The sequence below is a fragment of the Kitasatospora purpeofusca genome (genome assembly GCF_000718025.1).
Lineage (GTDB): Bacteria > Actinomycetota > Actinomycetes > Streptomycetales > Streptomycetaceae > Kitasatospora > Kitasatospora purpeofusca.
In genome coordinates, this window is record NZ_JODS01000019.1 from 86,082 (window position 1) to 102,442 (window position 16,361).

General features: G+C 73.8%; 16 protein-coding genes. 5 read left to right on the plus strand and 11 right to left on the minus strand.

Annotated features, from left to right (window positions below):
• Positions 1-8 precede the first annotated feature (8 nt).
• Together IF01_RS0125265 and IF01_RS0125270 are read right to left on the minus strand one after the other, a co-directional pair.
• Positions 9-1,550, minus strand: a complete 1,542-nt coding sequence (locus IF01_RS0125265; RefSeq protein ID WP_051756180.1) for an LCP family protein — start codon at positions 1,548-1,550, stop codon at positions 9-11.
• Positions 1,551-1,770: 220 nt separating this feature from the next.
• Positions 1,771-2,244: a MarR family winged helix-turn-helix transcriptional regulator gene (locus tag IF01_RS0125270; RefSeq protein ID WP_078880288.1), complete on the minus strand. Its 474-nt coding sequence runs from the start codon at positions 2,242-2,244 to the stop codon at positions 1,771-1,773.
• Positions 2,245-2,325: 81 nt separating this feature from the next.
• Between IF01_RS0125270 and IF01_RS0125275 the strand changes: the two genes are divergently transcribed.
• Entirely contained in the window at positions 2,326-3,369 is a 1,044-nt protein-coding gene (locus IF01_RS0125275) for an NADP-dependent oxidoreductase (RefSeq protein ID WP_030395832.1), read from the plus strand.
• A gap of 377 nt (positions 3,370-3,746) precedes the next feature.
• On the plus strand, positions 3,747-4,241 hold the full coding sequence (locus IF01_RS0125280; RefSeq protein ID WP_030395833.1) for a DUF3145 domain-containing protein: 495 nt from the start codon (positions 3,747-3,749) through the stop codon (positions 4,239-4,241).
• A 122-nt stretch (positions 4,242-4,363) separates the two neighbouring features.
• On the opposite strand, the gene fabF is transcribed toward IF01_RS0125280, so the two are convergent.
• From fabF to IF01_RS0125305, 5 genes are all read right to left on the minus strand, one after another.
• Entirely contained in the window at positions 4,364-5,629 is a 1,266-nt protein-coding gene (gene fabF / locus IF01_RS0125285) for a beta-ketoacyl-ACP synthase II (protein ID WP_030395834.1), read from the minus strand.
• A 141-nt stretch (positions 5,630-5,770) separates the two neighbouring features.
• Positions 5,771-6,013: an acyl carrier protein gene (locus tag IF01_RS0125290; protein ID WP_030310143.1), complete on the minus strand. Its 243-nt coding sequence runs from the start codon at positions 6,011-6,013 to the stop codon at positions 5,771-5,773.
• 79 nt (positions 6,014-6,092) lie between these two features.
• On the minus strand, positions 6,093-7,127 hold the full coding sequence (locus IF01_RS0125295) for a beta-ketoacyl-ACP synthase III (RefSeq protein WP_030395835.1): 1,035 nt from the start codon (positions 7,125-7,127) through the stop codon (positions 6,093-6,095).
• Positions 7,124-8,071, minus strand: a complete 948-nt coding sequence (locus tag IF01_RS0125300; protein WP_030395836.1) for an ACP S-malonyltransferase — start codon at positions 8,069-8,071, stop codon at positions 7,124-7,126. The genes IF01_RS0125295 and IF01_RS0125300 overlap by 4 nt, the downstream gene beginning before the upstream one ends.
• Positions 8,072-8,161: 90 nt before the next feature.
• Complete coding sequence (locus tag IF01_RS0125305) at positions 8,162-9,358, minus strand: PucR family transcriptional regulator (RefSeq protein WP_030395837.1); 1,197 nt, start codon at positions 9,356-9,358, stop codon at positions 8,162-8,164.
• Positions 9,359-9,573: 215 nt separating this feature from the next.
• On the opposite strand from IF01_RS0125305, the gene IF01_RS0125310 reads away from it, so the two are divergent.
• Positions 9,574-10,350 (plus strand): pirin family protein, encoded by a 777-nt coding sequence (locus tag IF01_RS0125310; RefSeq protein ID WP_030395838.1) that lies wholly within the window; start codon positions 9,574-9,576, stop codon positions 10,348-10,350.
• A 52-nt stretch (positions 10,351-10,402) separates the two neighbouring features.
• On the opposite strand, the gene IF01_RS0125315 is transcribed toward IF01_RS0125310, so the two are convergent.
• Positions 10,403-11,236, minus strand: a complete 834-nt coding sequence (locus IF01_RS0125315) for a serine hydrolase domain-containing protein (RefSeq protein WP_030395839.1) — start codon at positions 11,234-11,236, stop codon at positions 10,403-10,405.
• A 105-nt stretch (positions 11,237-11,341) separates the two neighbouring features.
• On the opposite strand from IF01_RS0125315, the gene IF01_RS0125320 reads away from it, so the two are divergent.
• Positions 11,342-11,797: a MerR family transcriptional regulator gene (locus IF01_RS0125320; protein ID WP_051741505.1), complete on the plus strand. Its 456-nt coding sequence runs from the start codon at positions 11,342-11,344 to the stop codon at positions 11,795-11,797.
• A 63-nt stretch (positions 11,798-11,860) separates the two neighbouring features.
• On the opposite strand, the gene IF01_RS0125325 is transcribed toward IF01_RS0125320, so the two are convergent.
• Entirely contained in the window at positions 11,861-12,451 is a 591-nt protein-coding gene (locus IF01_RS0125325) for a TIGR03086 family metal-binding protein (RefSeq protein ID WP_030395841.1), read from the minus strand.
• 101 nt (positions 12,452-12,552) lie between these two features.
• Here IF01_RS0125325 and IF01_RS0125330 point away from each other — a divergent pair, with 101 nt between their 5' ends.
• On the plus strand, positions 12,553-13,545 hold the full coding sequence (locus IF01_RS0125330) for a helix-turn-helix transcriptional regulator (protein ID WP_030395842.1): 993 nt from the start codon (positions 12,553-12,555) through the stop codon (positions 13,543-13,545).
• A 49-nt stretch (positions 13,546-13,594) separates the two neighbouring features.
• On the opposite strand, the gene IF01_RS0125335 is transcribed toward IF01_RS0125330, so the two are convergent.
• Positions 13,595-14,806 carry an alpha/beta hydrolase gene (locus tag IF01_RS0125335; RefSeq protein WP_030395843.1) on the minus strand — a complete coding sequence of 404 codons (1,212 nt, stop codon included), beginning with the start codon at positions 14,804-14,806 and terminating at the stop codon, positions 13,595-13,597.
• 252 nt (positions 14,807-15,058) lie between these two features.
• The gene (locus IF01_RS0125340) at positions 15,059-16,309 is read right to left on the minus strand and encodes an acyltransferase family protein (RefSeq protein WP_030395844.1); all 1,251 of its coding nucleotides are present in this window, start codon (positions 16,307-16,309) and stop codon (positions 15,059-15,061) included.
• Positions 16,310-16,361 lie beyond the last annotated feature (52 nt).

A 16,361-nucleotide genomic window follows, 5' to 3' on the forward strand; every position in this document is an offset into this window, starting at 1 on the left:
CCGGGGCCTCAGCCGAAGGTGAGGTCGCTGCAGGGGTCGGTGTCGGCGCTGCGGCTGTTCTCGGCGATGCCGCTGGGGACACCGGTGGGCAGCGGGCCGGTGGCGGCCGGCGGCCCGGTGGGGGCGCTGACGGGAGCACCGGCGGGAGTACCGGCGGGGGCACCGGCGGTGACTCCCATGGCGGCGGGCACGCCGCCGGGCACGGGCCGGGCGGCCGGAGCGGTGGTGGCCGCGGGCACCGGGCGGTAGTCGCGCCCGAGGGTGACCCTGACGCCCTCGGAGCCCGGCTCCGCGGTCGTCCTGGCACCGGGGAAGAGCGCGGCGAGCTGGTCGGCGACGGCCTTGAACGGCGGGTCGTAGGCGATCTCGGTGCGCAGCCGGCCGCCGGTGGTGGCGCCCAGCGAGACGTTGGTGAAGCCCTGGGCGCGGATCGCCGCGGAGCCCGCGCCGGCGAGTCCGTCGGTGCCGACGCCGTTGACCACGGTGATCGTGGTGGCGAGCTGCTCGGGGCTCAGCGGGGTGGCGGCCGGCGCGGGGGTCGCGGCGCCGTCGGTGGCGGCGGGCGAGGGCCCGGTGGCGTCGGCCCCCGGGACGAGGCCGGTGCTCTGGCCGTCCAGGGTGCGGTCCTCGCGGAGCAGCCGCCACAGGGTGTCCACGTCGGGGTGGACCAGGTCGACCCGGCCCTTCTGCACGGTCGAGAGCTGCCAGGGGGTGGTGACGAAGGTGATGTCGGACAGCTTGATCTGCTGAAGCGACTGCGCGAAGTCGACCAGCTTCATCGCGGTGCCGAGGCCCTCGTCGACGGTCAGCGAGCGGGTCGCGGCGTCGGCGAGCGGCAGCAGGGTCGGCAGCGAGAAGCCCTGGGACTGGATCTTGCGGATCATCGATGAGAGGAAGGCCTGCTGACGCTTCATCCGGCCGATGTCGGAGTTGTCGCCGAAGCCGTAGCGGGCGCGGAGGTAGTCGACGGCCGGCTGGCCGGCGATCTTCTGCAGGCCCTTGCGGAGCTTGATGTTGTGCGAGTTGACGTCGTTGGGGACGCAGACCTCCACGCCGTTGATGGCGTCGGTCATCGCGGCGACGCCCTTGAAGTCGACCACGATGGTGTGGTCGATCCGCAGCCCGCTGAGCGCCTCGACGGTGTTCTGGGTGCAGGCCGGGTTCCCCTTGGGGAACTCGCCGACGGTGAAGGCCTCGTTGAACATCTGGTTGGTCCGCGGCTTCGTCCAGTCGCCGCTGGGCAGCCGGCAGGACGGGATGGTGACCAGGGTGTCGCGGGGTATGGAGACGCCGACGGCGTGCTTCCGGTCGGCGTAGACGTGCAGCAGGATCGCGGTGTCCGAGTGGCCCACCCCCACGTCGCCGCCGCCGAGGTCGGAGTTCCCCTCGTCGCGGGTGTCCGAGCCGAGCAGCAGGACGTTGACGGGCACCGAGGCGCCGGGAGCGGTGGGTACCGGGGCGGGCGGGCGCTCGGTGGCGACGCCGCCGGCGTCGAAGGTGCTGATGTTGGTGTCGAGCCGGTGGTAGAACCAGGCTCCGGCTCCGGCCACGGTCAGTACCAGGACGGCCGCGAGTCCTATGACGGTTCGTATGACACGTCGACGGCGCGAGCTGCCGCTCATCCTTCCCGCCCCCCGTTTTCCGTTCTGGGATCCCACCCGGCCGCCGGTCGGCGGGCGGGTGCCTCGTCTTCGAACGTTAGACGTTTCGGGGGAGTGTTCGGTTACCTCCGATCGGCGGACAATTCGGAGGCCCGAGCTGTGATGCTGCTCACGCGCCGGGGCCGGTGGCGCCGGTGAGCATCCGGCGGAGCAGGTCGCGCAGCTGGGTCCGCTCCTCGGAGTCGAGCGCGGCGAGCGGCTCGCGGGCGAAGTTCAGCGACTCGCGGAGCTCCTCGGAGGCGCCCGCGCCGGTCTCGGTGGCGGCGACCAGCTTGACCCGGCGGTCCTGCAGGTCGGGCTGGCGGGTGACGAAGCCGCGGGTCTCCAGCCGGTCCACGATGCCGGTGATGTTGGAGGGCTCGCAGCTGAGCGTCTGGGCGATCTGGCGCATGGGCATCGGCCCGCGCCGCAGCAGTGCGAGGACCTTGGCCTGCGCCCCGGTGAGCGAGCGGGCGGCGGCCGCCTCCTCGTACTCGCGGTGGAAGAGCGCGACCAGGTTGGCCATGAGATCGACGACCTCGCGGGTGATCTCGTCGGTCTGCGGTGCGGTGGCCCGGGTCGGCTGGGTGTCCATGGTTCCCATCATACCTGAACAGTTGACAACGTGAACCTTTCATGCCCATTGTTACTTCACCGACTCAACCTTTTATGTGGGGAGATCATCATGGCCGCCGAGCAGACCGCCGCTCCGGAAGCCCCCGCCACCGCCCGCGAGTGGCACCTCGCCGCCCGCCCCGAGGGCTGGCCCGTCCCGACCGACTTCGCCCTGGTCGAGGCGCCCGTCCGGACCCCGGGCCCGGGCGAGATCCTGGTCCGCAACACGGACCTGTCGGTCGATCCCTACATGCGTGGCCGGATGAACGACACCAAGTCCTACATCCCGCCGTTCAGGATCGGCGCGGCCATGGACGGCGGCGCCGTCGGTTATGTGGTGGCCTCGGAGGCCGAGGGCTTCGCCCCGGGCGACGCGGTGCTGCACGGGCTCGGCTGGCGCGAGTACGCCACCCTGCCCGCCAAGCACGCGGTCAAGGTGCCGGAGATCGAGGGCGTTCCGCTCTCCGCCTACCTCGGTGTGCTGGGCATGCCCGGCCTGACCGCCTATGCCGGCCTGCTCGCCGTCGGCGCCCTCAAGGAGGGCGACCGGGTCTTCGTCTCCGGCGCGGCCGGCGCGGTCGGTTCGATCGTCGGCCAGATCGCGAAGCTCAAGGGCGCCTCGCTGGTGGTCGGTTCGGCCGGCTCGGCGGAGAAGGTCGACCGGCTGACCGGGGAGTTCGGCTTCGACGCCGCCTTCAACTACAAGGACGGCCCGGTCGGCGAGCAGCTCGCCAAGGTCGCCCCGGAGGGCATCGACCTCTACTTCGACAACGTCGGCGGGGAGCACCTGGAGGCCGCGATCAACGCCCTGGGCGTGCACGGCCGGGCCGTGCTGTGCGGCGCGATCGCCCACTACAACGACACCACCGCCGCCCCCGGCCCGCGCAACCTGATGCAGGTCATCGGCAAGCGGCTGCGCCTGGAGGGCATCCTGGTCGGCGACCACGACGCGCTCCGCCCGCAGTTCGTCGCCGAGGTGGGCGGCTGGCTCCAGGAGGGCAAGCTGCGCTCCGAGGAGACCGTGGTGGACGGCTTCGAGAACGCCGCCCAGGCCTTCCTGGACATGCTGCGCGGTGCCAACACCGGCAAGATGGTGGTCCGGCTGAAGGGCTGACGCCCCGTCGGGTCCGGCCGCCTCGCAGCTGCCTCGCTACCGCCTCGTACCGGCCATCGCCGGTGCGAGGCGGTTTGCGTACCCGGCGGAGGGGATCCGGCCGCACTACCGCATTCCGGCCGGATCCGAAAGTGCGTCAGCATCGCCGCGGGGAGGCGCGGTACGGTGGTCCCGCCTGGCGATGGGGCCGTTCGGGGGAGAGATCCCACCGGGGGGTGGACCTCGTTGCGGATTCGACTAGCATTGAGCGAAAGCCTGTCCGTTTTGCTCAATTTAGTGGCTTAATGTCGGCTAACGTGGGTAACTGTGGATCAACTACGGGCACGAACGCGAGGCAGCTGGGGAAGGCGACCCTCGTCCACAGCCTGGAGGTCCCGGTGACGACACGTGGAGTCCTGTACGTCCACTCCGCGCCCCGCGCGCTGTGCCCGCACGTCGAGTGGGCCGTCGCGGGGGTGCTCGGTGTGCGGGTGAGCCTGGACTGGATCCGCCAGCCGGCCGCGCCCGGACACTGGCGCGCCGAGCTCTCCTGGCAGGGCGAGCCCGGCACGGCCTCGAAGCTCGCCTCCGCGCTGCGCGGCTGGCAGCTGCTGCGGTACGAGGTCACCAGCGAACCCTGTGCCACGGCCGAGGGCGAGCGCTACAGCAGCACGCCCTCGCTCGGCATCTTCCACGCCGTCACCGGCATCCACGGTGACATCCTCATCCCCGAGGACCGGCTGCGCGCCGTCCTGCTGCGCTCCCGCAGCGAGGGGGCGGACCTCGAGGGCGAGATCGCCATGCTGCTCGGCAAGCCCTGGGACGACGAGCTGGAGCCCTTCCGCTACGCCGGCGAGGGTGCCCCGGTGCGCTGGCTGCACCAGGTGGTCTGACCCGCCGGGGGACAACGACGACGAGGAGGGGCCGGCACTCGCACTGAGCGCCGGCCCCTCCTCGTCGAATGCGTCCGGATGCGGCCCGGATGTGGTCCGGTCTGCGGGCCCCGGCCCCGGGGTCAGCGGGAGCGGAAGGCCAGCACCACGTTGTGGCCGCCGAAGCCGAACGAGTTGTTCAGCGCCGCGATCCGGCCCTCGGGCAGCGCGCGGGCCTCGCCGCGGACGATGTCCGCGTCCACGTCGTCGTCCAGCTCCTCGACGTTGATGGTCGGCGGGGCCAGGCGGTGGTAGAGGGCCTGCACGGTGGCGACGGTCTCGATGCCTCCGGCGCCGCCCAGCAGGTGACCGGTCATCGACTTGGTCGCCGAGATGGCGATGTGGTCGAGCTCCTCGCCCAGCTCCTTGCGGAGCGCCTTCAGCTCGGCGGTGTCACCCTGCGGGGTGGAGGTGGCGTGCGCGTTGACGTGCACGATCTCGGCCTTGTCGAGCTGGTTGCGCTCGAACAGGTCGGCCAGCGCGCGGGCCACGCCGGCACCGGTCGGCTCGGGCTGGGCGATGTGGTGGGCGTCCGAGGACAGGCCCTGGCCCACCGCCTCGCAGTAGATGCGGGCGCCGCGGGCCTCGGCGTGCTCCACGGACTCCAGCACGACCACGCCGGCGCCCTCGCCGAGCACGAAGCCGTCCCGGCCCTTGTCGTACGGGCGGGAGGCGCCCTCGGGGTCGTCGTTGTTCTTGGACATCGCCATCATGTTGGCGAACGCGGCGATCGGCAGCGGGTGGATCGCCGCCTCGGTGCCGCCGGCCACCACGACGTCGGCGCGGCCGTTGCGGATCATCTCGATCGCGTAGCCGATCGCCTCGGCGCCGGAGGCGCAGGCGGAGACGGGGGTGTGCACACCCGCGCGGGCGCCGACCTCCAGGCCGACGTTGGCCGCCGGGGAGTTGGGCATCAGCATCGGGACGGTGTGCGGGGAGACCTTGCGGGCGCCCTTCTCCTTCAGCACGTCGTACTGGTCGAGCAGGGTGGTGACGCCGCCGATGCCGGAGGCGATCACGGCGCCCAGGCGCTCCGGGGCCAGCTTGGAGGACTCGTCGGTGGCCGGGGTCTCGAAACCGGCGTCGGCCCAGGCCTCGCGGGCGGCGATCAGCGCGAACTGCGCCGAGCGGTCCAGCTTGCGGGCCAGCGGTCGGGGGAGGATCTCGCCCGGCTCGACGGCGGTGCGCGCGGCGATCCGGACGGGCAGCTCGGCGGCCCACTCCTCGGTCAGGACAGCCACCCCGGAGCGCCCGGCGAGCAGGTTCTCCCAGGTGGTGGCGGCGTCGCCGCCCAGCGGCGTGAAGGCGCCGATACCCGTGACGACCACGGTACGGTTTTCAACGGTCACTGGATCTTCTTCTCTCACGTTCGTGCGGGGTCGGCGGCGGGCCGAATGTGGGCCCGGCCGGGCGCCCGGTGGGCGTCCCGGCCGGCGGGTCGGCCGACCCGGTGGAGTCGGCCGATCTCAGGCATCGACAGAGTCGACGGCTCAGGCGTTGGTGAGGATGTAGTTCACCGCGTCGCCGACGGTCTTCAGGTTCTTGACCTCGTCGTCCGGAATCTTGACGTCGAAGCGCTCCTCGGCGGCCACGACGACCTCGACCATGGACAGCGAGTCGACGTCCAGGTCGTCGGTGAAGGACTTGTCGAGCTCGACGTCCTCGGTCGGGATGCCGGCGATCTCGTTGACGATCTCGGCGAGACCTTCCAGAACCTCGTCCTTGGTAGCCATACTGGCTGCTCCTCTTCGGTGTTGAATGCGGCCGCCCGGCGGACGGACGCAGGTTTGTGGTGGATCGGGCGGAAAACGCCTAGGGGAGCGTAACGACCGCCGCGGCGTACACGAGACCCGCCCCGAACCCGATGATCAGTGCGAGGTCCCCGCTGCGGGCCTCGCCGCTCTCCAGCATGCGTTCCATCGCGAGCGGGATGGAGGCCGCCGAGGTGTTCCCGGTCTCCGCGATGTCGCGGGCGACCGGCACCGACTCGGGCAGCTTGAGGGCCTTGATCATGGCATCGGTGATCCGCATGTTGGCCTGGTGCGGGATGAACGCGCCGAGCTGGTCGGCGGTGATCCCGGCGGCGTCCAGCGCCTGCTGGGCCACCTTCGCCATCTCCCAGACCGCCCAGCGGAAGACCGTCTGACCCTCCATCCGCAGGGCCGGCCACCTGGTCTCCTCGCCGGCGCCGTTGATGGCGTCCTGCTTGGCGAAGGCGGTGTCCCAGGCCTCGGTCTGCGAGATGACGTCCTTCTGCGAGCCGTCCGAGCCCCAGACGACCTTGCCGATGCCCGGGGTGTCGGACGGGCCGACGATCGCGGCGCCGGCGCCGTCGCCGAAGATGAACGCGGTCGAGCGGTCCGAGGTGTCGGTCAGGTCGCTGAGCCGCTCCACGCCGATCACCAGCACGTACTCGGCGCTGCCGCCGCGCACCATGCCGTCGGCCAGGCCCAGGCCGTAGCCGAAGCCCGCGCAGGCGGCCGAGATGTCGAAGGCCGGGGCGGTGCCGCAGCCGAGCCGCTCGGCGATCTCGGTGGCGACGGCCGGGGTCTGCTTGAGGTGCGAGACGGTCGCGACGATCACGCCGCCGATCCGCGCCGGGTCGATCCCGGCCTGGGCGATCGCCTTGCCGGCGGCCTGCACCGACATCTCGGCGACGGACTCCTCCGGACCGGCCCAGCGGCGCTCGGCGATCCCGCTGCGGGTGCGGATCCACTCGTCCGAGGACTCGATCCAGGTCAGCACCTCGGCGTTCGGGATCACCCGGACCGGCCGGTAGCCGCCCACACCGTGGATGCGCGAGTACTGCGCACCGGTGACGGGGCGGATCTGGGGGGTGTTGCTCATGCCTGCTCCTGCTCCTGACCGCCGTGCTCCGCGACCAGGGCGAGGGCCTTGTCCAGGTCGGCGGGGGTCTTGAGGGCAAGCGTCGCCACACCCTTGAGGTTGCGCTTGACCAGTCCGGTGAGGGTGCCCGCCGGGGCGAGCTCGATGACGGCGGTCGCACCCAGCTGCTGGATGGTCTCCATGCAGAGGTCCCAGCGGACCGGGTTGGACACCTGCGACACCAGTCGGCTCAGCACCTCGGCACCGGAGGCGACCACCTGGCCGTCCTGGTTGGAGATGTAGGCGACCTCGGGGTCGGCGACCGTCAGGGTCGGGGCCAGCTTGGCCAGCCGCTCGACGCCGGGGGCCATGTGCGAGGTGTGGAAGGCTCCGGCCACCTTCAGCGCGACCAGCCGGGAGCCGGCCGGCGGGTCCTCGCGCAGCGCGTCCAGCTGCGGCAGGGTGCCGGCCGCGACGATCTGGCCGCCGCCGTTGTTGTTGGCCGCGGTCAGGCCGTGCTCGGCCAGCTTGGCCGCGACCTCCTCGGCGTCGCCGCCCAGCAGGGCGAGCATGCCGGTCTCGGTCGCCGCGGCGGCCTCGGCCATGGCCAGGCTGCGCTCGCGGACGAAGGTGAGGGCGTCGTGGGCGCTCAGCACCCCGGCGCCGGCGGCGGCGGTGATCTCGCCGACGCTGTGGCCGGCGACGGCGCCGACCAGCTTGCGGGCGGCGTTCTCGTCCGGGAACAGCGCGCGGGCGGTCACCAGTCCGGCGGCGACCAGCAGCGGCTGCGCGACGGCGGTGTCCTTGATCTCCTCGGCGTCCGCCTCGGTGCCCGCGCGCACAAGGTCGAGCCCGGCGACCTCCGACCAACCGCGGAGGCGGTCGGCGACGCCGTCGAGCTCCAGCCAGGGGCTGAGGAAACCGGGGGTCTGGGCACCCTGTCCAGGGGCGACGATTACGAGCACGGTTCAACCCTCTCTCGCCAGGCGCCCGGGGGCGGGTAGGCGACGGTAACGAAGAAAAGCATCCGGGATTGTAAGGTCCCTACAGCGTGGTCAGCTCGACTCTCCCGTGGCCGTGAGCCGCCCCAGCGCCAGTGCGATACGCAGGGTGAAGGCCGAACGTACGTCGGAGGGAGCGTAGCCCGTGACGTCGGTCACACGTCGGAGCCGGTAGCGCACCGTGTTGGGGTGGACGAAGAGCATACGGGCGGCGCCCTCCAGTGAGGAGGCCTGCTCCAGGTAGACACTCAAGGTCTCCAGGAGTGCCGAACCGGCTTCGTCCAGCGGTGTGTAGATCTCCTCCACCAACTGACGCCGGGCCGCCTGGTCGCCCGCGAGCGCCCGTTCCGGCAGCAGGTCGTCCGCCAGTACCGGCCGCGGGGCGTCCGGCCAGGCCGCGCAGGCCCGCAGGCCGGCCGCGGCGGCGTGCGCCGAGCGGGTCGCCGAGAGCAGGTCGGGCACGGTCGGGCCGACCACCACCGGACCGGCCGCGAACTGGCCGATCAGCGCCCGGGCCGCGTGCACCGGCTCCTTGTCGCCGCCCACCACGACCACCAGGCGCTTGCCCAGCACCCCGGTCAGCACGTGCAGCTTGGCGTACCTGGCGGCCCGGCGGATCGCCTCCACCACCAGCTCGCTGTCACCGTCCGGCGCGGAGCCCATCACCACCCGGACCTGGCTGGGCTGGCCCCAGCCGAGCGCGGCGGCCCGGGACAGCACGCCCTCGTCGGCGTCGCCGGAGAGCAGCGAGTTGACCACCAGGGCCTCCAGCCGGGCGTCCCAGGCGCCCCGGGCCTCGGCGGCCTGCGCGTACACCTGGGCGGTGGCGAAGGCGATCTCCCGGGCGTAGACCAGCACCGACTCGCGCATGTCGGCTTCGTCGCCGGGGGCGGCCACCTCCTCGATCGCCTCCTCCATCACCTCGATGGTGGTGCGGATCAGCTCGACGGTCTGGCGCAGGGTGATCGCCCGGGTCAGCTCGCGCGGCGCGGTGCCGAAGACGTCGGTGGAGATCGCCTGCGGGGCGTCCGGCTTGCGGTACCACTCGGTGAACGCGGCGATACCGGCCTGGGCGACCAGGCCGATCCAGGACCGGTGCTCCGGCGGCATCCGCCGGTACCAGCCGAGCTGGTCGTCCATCCTGGCGATCGCGGCGGAGGCGAGCTTGCCGGAGGACTTCTCCAGCCGCTTGAGGGTCGCGGCCCGGCGCTCGGCGCGGTCGGCGGCGAGCCGGCGCTCCTGCGCGGTCAGGCGCGGTGCCGCCCGCCCGGGCCGGTCTCTCCCGGCACCGGACGTCGGGCTCTTCCCGTTCCTGTCGGGGGCGGTCGGATCGCTCTTGGAGTTCGCGGAGGCGGCTGGCACAGGGACAAGACTGCCTCACCGGAGTGACTGCTCGTGCACAGGCCCCGGCGGACGGGCGGGGTGGTGGCGGTCACACCCGCCGCGGGCGGCACTACGGTGGGGCCGTGACCGATGCCCCAGCCCGTCCCAGGGCCGATCTCCGCCGTACCGCCGAGCGCTACCTCTCGACCCCCGCCGAGGGCGTCGAGACCCGGCACGCGTTCTCCTTCTCCGGGCACTACGACCCGAGGAACACGCACTTCGGGGCCCTGCTCGCGTGCAACGAGGAGCGGCTCGCCCCCGGCGCCGGCTACGACGAGCACAAGCACCGGGACACCGAGATCCTCACCTGGGTGCTGGAGGGCGCGCTGGCCCACCGGGACTCGCGCGGGCACAGCGGGGTGGTGCGGCCCGGCATGGTCCAGCACCTGGGCGCGGGCTCCGGCGTCAGCCACACCGAGCGCAATGTCGGCGGCGCGCAGGGCCCGGTCCGCTTCGTCCAGATGTGGCTCCAGCCGGACGTGTTCGACGCGCCGCCGGTGTACGGGCTGCGCGGGGTGGAGCGGACGGCCGACGGGTTGACGCTGCTCGCCTCCGGGCTGGCGCGGGACGCCGGCACGGAGGCGCTGCGGCTGCGGCGCGGGGACGCCGCGCTGTGGCTGGTGACCGCCGGGCCGTGGCAGCCGCTGCCGGCGCTGCCGGCCGCCGCCTACCGCTACGCGCATCTGACGGCGGGCTCGCTCGGCTACCGGACGGTGCCCGGGCCGCAGGGCGGCGGCCGTTCGATGGTGCCCGGCGACAGCGTGCGGATCACCGGGGACGCCTTCGCGGCGCCGACGGCCGGCGAGGACGGCGCGGAGCTGCTCCTGTGGGAGATGCACTCGCCGGTCTCGTACGGCTGACGGCGCCGCCGCTGTCGTACTGACTGCTGCCGTACTGCTGGTACTGCCGCCGTCAGCCCCGGAGTTCGGCGAGGACGGCGTCGGAGAGCACCGGCCAGACCTCGGCCGCCCACGGGCCGAAGTCGAGGTCGGTGAGCGCGACGCAGGCCACCCCGGCCTCCGGGTCCACCCACAGGAAGGTGCCGGACTGGCCGAAGTGGCCGAAGGTCGCCGGGGAGTTGGTGGTGCCGGTCCAGTGCGGGGCCTTGCCGTCGCGGATCTCGAAGCCGAGGCCCCAGTCGTTCGGCCGGCGGTGGCCGAAGCCGGGCAGCACGCCGCCGGTGCCCGGGAAGGCCACCTCGCGGGTCGCCGCGTGCAGGGTGCCCGGGTCGAGCAGCTTGGGCGACTGGAGTTCGGCGGCGAACCGGGTGAGGTCGGCGACGGTCGACAGGCCGCCGGCCCCGGCGGGGGTGCGGTGCGCGGTGTTGATCAGGGTGGCGTCCATGCCGAGCGGCTGGAACACGGCCTCGGCGGCGTACCGGCCGAACTCGATGCCGGCCGCCTCCTCCAGGGTCCGCGCCAGCACGTCGAAGCCGGCGTTGGAGTAGAGCCGGCGGTTGCCCGGCTCGGCCATCACCCGGTGCTCGTCGAAGGCCAGGCCCGAGGTGTGGGCCAGCAGGTGCCGGACGGTCGAGCCCTCGGGCCCGGCCGGGTCGTCCAGCTCGAAGACGCCCTCCTCGACCGCGACCAGCACGGCGTACGAGGTGAGCAGCTTGGTCACCGACGCCAGCGGGAACAGGTGGTCCTGCGGCCCGTGCGCCCCCAGCAGCGCGCCGTCCGCGCCCCGTACGACGGCCGCCGCCGCGTTCGGTACCGGCCAGGTCTCGATCTTCCGCAAGCTCTCCATGGGCCAAATCTAACCGGGCCGCCCGCCCCGCCGGGATGGCAGGCTTGGTCCGACCGCACTCCACGGCGCCGGTGGCGTCGGCACGTTCAGCACGGGGGGACCGAGATGACCGTACTCGCAGCGATCGAGGCCGGACGGCGCACCTGCGGCGAGGTGTTCCGCAATCCGCTCGGTGCGCCGGACCGGACGCCGCGGCACACCATCGGCGAGGTGTCGGCGGCCAGCGGGCTGACCGCGCACACCCTGCGCTGGTACGAGCGGATCGGCCTGCTGGACCCGGTCGACCGCTCCGCCTCGGGCCAGCGCCGGTACAGCGACGGGGACCTGCACCGGCTGGCCTTCCTGGGGCGGCTGCGGCTGACCGGGATGCCGGTGGCGGACATGCTGCGGTACGTCGAGCTGGCCCGCGAGGGCGACCGGACCTCCGCCGACCGGCGCGATCTGCTGCTCGCCCACCGGGAGGAGGTGCGGCAGCGGATCGCGGACCTGCACGCGACCCTGGCCGTGCTCGACCACAAGATCGATCTGTACGACGGCCGGGTCGCGCGCCTGGCGCCGTGAGGCGGGAGCGGGAGCGGGAGCGGGAGCGGGACCGGGACAGGGACCGGGGCTGGGGCTGGGGCGTCAGACCTCCCGGCCGAGGTACGCGGCGAGCCGGGTGTACGGACCGGCCTCGGCGGGGGCGGTCCGGACCGGGCCGAACGGCACGTCGCCGCCGCGCGGTTCGGCCGGCAGCACGGCCAGCGCGATGCCCAGCGCGGCCTCGGCCAGCCGCTCGTCGAGCCGCTCGTCCAGCGGGGGGTCGGTGTCGAGGGCGCGGGCGATGTCCCAGGCGTGGGTGACGGTCTCCAGCACGTAGCCGCCGACCGCGGCCCGGCCGGGCACCTCGCCCCAGGGGGCGAAGGTCGGGCGGTCGAGCTTGGCGTCCTCGGCCCAGGCGGCGGTCACCCGGGCCCGGGCCCGGCCGAGGGCGGCCGGCCAGCCGTCGTCGGGGAGTTCGCCGGTCGCGGCCGCGACGTCCTCGCAGTGGCCGCCCTCGCCCATGTAGGCGAGCCGGTGGACGCCGCCGACCACATGGCTGAGCAGGGTTCGCAGGTCGTACTCGGTGCACGGGGTGGGCCGATCCAGGGTCTCCGGGGCGGCCTCGGCGATCAGCTTCTCCAGCTGGTCGAGGGCGAGCAGGTACAGCGGGCGCGGGTCCTGGGTGGTGTCCATGGGAACGTTCGACTCCAGTGGTGCGGAAGGTTTTTCGGTACGGAGGCAATCTCCCGGTAAAACCTGACAAGCACCGTCATGATTTCTGGGATCCTCGGGACATGAAGGCCGACCGCCTGCTCTCGATCCTGCTGCTGCTCCAGACCCGCGGCCGGGTGCCCGCCACCGAACTGGCCGAACGGCTGGAGGTGTCGGTGCGCACCATCTACCGCGACGTCGAGGCGCTCTCGACGGCCGGCGTGCCCGTCTACACCGAACGCGGCCGGCACGGCGGCATCAGTCTGCTGCCCGGCTACCGCACCGACGTCAGCGGCCTGACCGCCGACGAGGCGCGCGCCCTGTTCGTGCTGTCCGCCCAGGGCGCGCACAGCGACCTCGGGCTGGACGGCGCGCTGGGCTCGGCGCTGCGCAAGGTGATGGCCGCGCTGCCCGCCCCGCACCGGCCCGGCGCCGAGCGGATCAGCGAGCGGATCCTGGTCGACCCGGCGCGCTGGCTCCAGGCCGGCGCCGCGCCCGGGCCCGACCTCGGCGAGCTGCAGTACGCCGTGTTCGCCGACCGCCGCCTGCGGCTGCGCTACCGGCACAGCGGCTCGCCCGCCCCGGCGGAGTACACCGTGGACCCGTACGGCCTGGTCAGCAAGGCCGCCGTCTGGTACCTGGTGGCCGATCTGCGCGGCGAGCCGCGGCTGTTCCGGGCCGACCGGGTGCTGTACGCGGAGACCGCCGAGGAGTCGGTGCGCCGACGGCCGGGGGTGGGGCTCGGCGACGTCTGGACGGTGCTGCGCGAGCAGGTGGAGCGGCTGCCCAAGGAGTTGACGGTGAGGGTGCGGGTGCGGCGCGGGCGGCTGGACATGTTCGTCCGGATCCACGGCTCCCGGCTCATCGCGCCGCCGCCGGAGAGCGGGGGCGGCGCGCCCGAGGAGTGGGTCGAACTCGCGCTCGGCTTCCAGTCGTTGCCGGCCGTGCGGGCCCTGCTGGCGTTCGGCGCGGACGCCGAGGTGCTCCATCCGCCGGCCGCCCGCCGGGAGATGGCCCGGACCGCCGCCGACGCCGTCCGGCTCTACCAGGAGGTGCGCCGGGCCGACCCGGCCTGACCCGACGCGACCCGACCCGACCCGACCCGACGCGGGGCGGTTCGGGGCCTCAGGCCTCGGGGGCCGGGCGGAGCACGTCCTGGTCCCGGCCGAGGGCGACGGCGGCGAAGTTGTACAGGCTGTCGGTGCCGGTCGCGAAGTAGCCGTTGTGGCCGGAGGAGTGGGCCGAGGAGAGCCGCTCGGCGCCGAAGTCCAGCGAGGTCGGGTCGGCGCCGTGGCCGAGTCCGCCGACCTCCAGGTAGGGCACGTTGCCGATCCAGTCGGTCTCGTTGCGGGTCGCCCAGACCCGCACCCCGCCGCCCAGCTCGGAGCGGCTCTCCACGCCCATGCCGGGGGAGCCGAAGACCACCATGTCGGTGACCCCGCCGGTGTCCGCCGGGGAGGTGGCCGCGCGGGGGATGTCCGGCGCGGCCGTGCCGCAGACCACCGAGCCGTAGGAGTGGCAGAACAGCGCGGGCGGTGCCTGTGGGCGGGTGGTCTCCTTCAGCCCGGCGAGCAGGCGGCGCAGCCGGGGCGCGCCGACGTCGGCGAGCCGGGCGGTGACCGCGTCGGGGCCGAGGCCGGAGGGGGTGACGTAGCCGGTCCAGGCGACCACGGCGGTACGGGAACCCGGGGACTGCCGGTGCTCCTCCTCGTACAGCGCGCGGGCCATCCCGGCGGGGGAGCGGAGCGGTTCCACGGCCTGGTCGAAGTGGCCGAGGTCGGCGTCGGAGCCGGGGACGAGCACGGCGATCCGGTCGGCGGTCCCGAGGTCGCCCCAGACCTCGGTCAGCAGGCCCCGGCCGCGCGGGTCGAAGGCGAGGATCTGCCGGCCGGGGGCGAGCAGGCTCTGCACGTCGTTGGCGCGGGAGACGGCCAGTGCGCGCTGGTCCCGGTCGAGCTTCGGGTCGGCGGCGCGGGCCCGGGCGTGGTCGCGCTCGGCGGCCAGCGCCACCCGGTTGGCCCGGTAGCGCAGGGCGAGCGGCGCGCCGTCGTAGTTGCCGACGACCAGCGGGTAGGCCGCGACCAGCCGGTCGGTCGCGGCCGCGGTGAGCCGGTCGAAGAACTCGGCGGCGGCGGCCGGCGCGGTGGTGGCCGGGTCGGGCAGGTCCTGCCCGTAGGAGTGGTCCTCGACCCAGGCGGCGCTGCCGGCCGGCGGCGTGGAGATGGCCAACTGCTCGGTGGCGGCGGCTGCCTGGGCGGCGGCCGCACCGGCGTCGGCGAGGACGGCGGCGCCCGCGAAGGCGCCGATCAGGACGTGCTTCCACCGTCGACGGCGCATCGTCTCAGCTCCCAGAGAGTCCCGTCACCGATCCCGGACGGGGCCCGAGGGTGGTACGACTGCCAACTTTCAGCGCAAGCCTAGGGGTCCGGAGCGGCGCCCGGACCGCCTTAAACTGTGGGATGGATCACATGAACGCCGGGTGACCCGGAGGGGTTTCGGTCGTTCGCGGGAAAATCGGCGGCTGCGGACCGGTTCGTCCCCCTGACCGGTCCGCAGCCGCCGCCCGCCGACGGGCCCGGGCCCGCGCGTTCAGACCACGCCGAGCGCGTACGCGGCGAAGAACGCCGCCGCCGCGCCGGCCGCCGCCTTGGCCGGCCGGGAGAGCGCCGTCCACGGGCCGTCGAACCGGCGGGTGAACCACCCGATCCCGATCAGCACCGCGCCGAACAGCGGCAGCAGCGCCAGTCGCAGCGCCACCCAGCCGAGCGAGTCCGGTGCCACCGTCAGCCCGGGCACCGCGCCGAAGGCGGCCGCGCCCGGCACGGCGACGGCGAGCATCGCGCTCTGGTGCCAGCAGAAGATCGTCATCGCGGAGAGGTTGACCGCCACCACCGGCAGCCACAGCAGCGGACGTCCGGCCAGCAGCCGGCCGAGCCGGTCGCGCAGCAGCACCGCCGCGCCGCACTGGACCGAGGCCAGCGCCAGGACCAGCAGGGACGGCGGGTGCGAGTTGGTCCGGGCGGCGCCCGGGACCCCGACCATCGACGCCGGGTAGTGGAACACCAGCAACAGCGCCGCGAACAGCACCGCGCCCCCGCCCAGCAGCAGTCGCGCCGCCGGACGGCCCAGCCGGCCCGCGGCCCAGAGCACGCCCAGCTGGTAGCCGAACAGCCAGCCCGGAAGGATGTTCAGCAGCCCGACCCAGGACGGCACCGACTCCGCCCACGGCCCGTACCGCAGCAGGTCGACCGCGGCGACCGCGGCCAGCGGCAGGCCGGCGGACCAGCCGCCGAGCCGGCGGGCGGCGCTCGCGCAGAGCGGGGTGAGCGCGGTCAGTCCGAGGTAGACCGCGATGTACCAGAGCGGCTGCACCACCAGCGTGGACCCGGTCCGGACGGTGTCGGCGGGCACGCCGAGGCGCGGCAGCAGCGGGATCAGCAGGGCCCAGACGGCGGCCACCCCGAGCACCGGGCGGAGCAGCCGGACCGTCCGGCCGCGCAGCCAGCCGGCCGTGCCGGTGCCGCGGGCCCGGGCGCGTTCCAGCGAGCGGACCGCGGAGTACCCGCCGACCAGGAAGAACACCCCGAGCAGTTGCAGCCCCCAGCTGGCCGGGGCGAAGAAGCCGAGCGCGGGGGAGGACAGCGGGCTGGCGTTGTGCAGGGCGCCGTCGGCGGAGCGGGTGAAGCCGCCGAGCAGCCAGTGGCCGACCGGGACGGCGAGCAGGGCGAGGGCGCGCAGGCCGTCGAGCGCGCGGTCGCGGCTCTCGGGGGTGCGGGCGTCCACCTGGCGGGCGGCGCGGTGCAGGGGGGCCAGCAGGGGGGTCAGCGGGGAACCGGGCATGACGAGGTCTCCGTTCGCGGGGTGCGGCGCGGCGGTCGTGGAGCAGGGGGAG

Bases quoted from the DNA above. Each gene is read 5' to 3' on its own strand.
- IF01_RS0125315 (WP_030395839.1), bottom strand. From the start codon at position 11,236: ATGGAGAGCTTGCGGAAGATCGAGACCTGGCCGGTACCGAACGCGGCG.
- IF01_RS0125295 (WP_030395835.1), bottom strand. From the start codon at position 7,127: ATGAGCAACACCCCCCAGATCCGCCCCGTCACCGGTGCGCAGTACTCG.
- IF01_RS0125325 (WP_030395841.1), bottom strand. From the start codon at position 12,451: ATGGACACCACCCAGGACCCGCGCCCGCTGTACCTGCTCGCCCTCGAC.
- IF01_RS0125290 (WP_030310143.1), bottom strand. From the start codon at position 6,013: ATGGCTACCAAGGACGAGGTTCTGGAAGGTCTCGCCGAGATCGTCAAC.
- IF01_RS0125335 (WP_030395843.1), bottom strand. From the start codon at position 14,806: ATGCGCCGTCGACGGTGGAAGCACGTCCTGATCGGCGCCTTCGCGGGC.
- IF01_RS0125330 (WP_030395842.1), top strand. From the start codon at position 12,553: ATGAAGGCCGACCGCCTGCTCTCGATCCTGCTGCTGCTCCAGACCCGC.
- IF01_RS0125270 (WP_078880288.1), bottom strand. From the start codon at position 2,244: ATGGGAACCATGGACACCCAGCCGACCCGGGCCACCGCACCGCAGACC.
- IF01_RS0125320 (WP_051741505.1), top strand. From the start codon at position 11,342: ATGACCGTACTCGCAGCGATCGAGGCCGGACGGCGCACCTGCGGCGAG.
- IF01_RS0125340 (WP_030395844.1), bottom strand. From the start codon at position 16,309: ATGCCCGGTTCCCCGCTGACCCCCCTGCTGGCCCCCCTGCACCGCGCC.
- IF01_RS0125275 (WP_030395832.1), top strand. From the start codon at position 2,326: ATGGCCGCCGAGCAGACCGCCGCTCCGGAAGCCCCCGCCACCGCCCGC.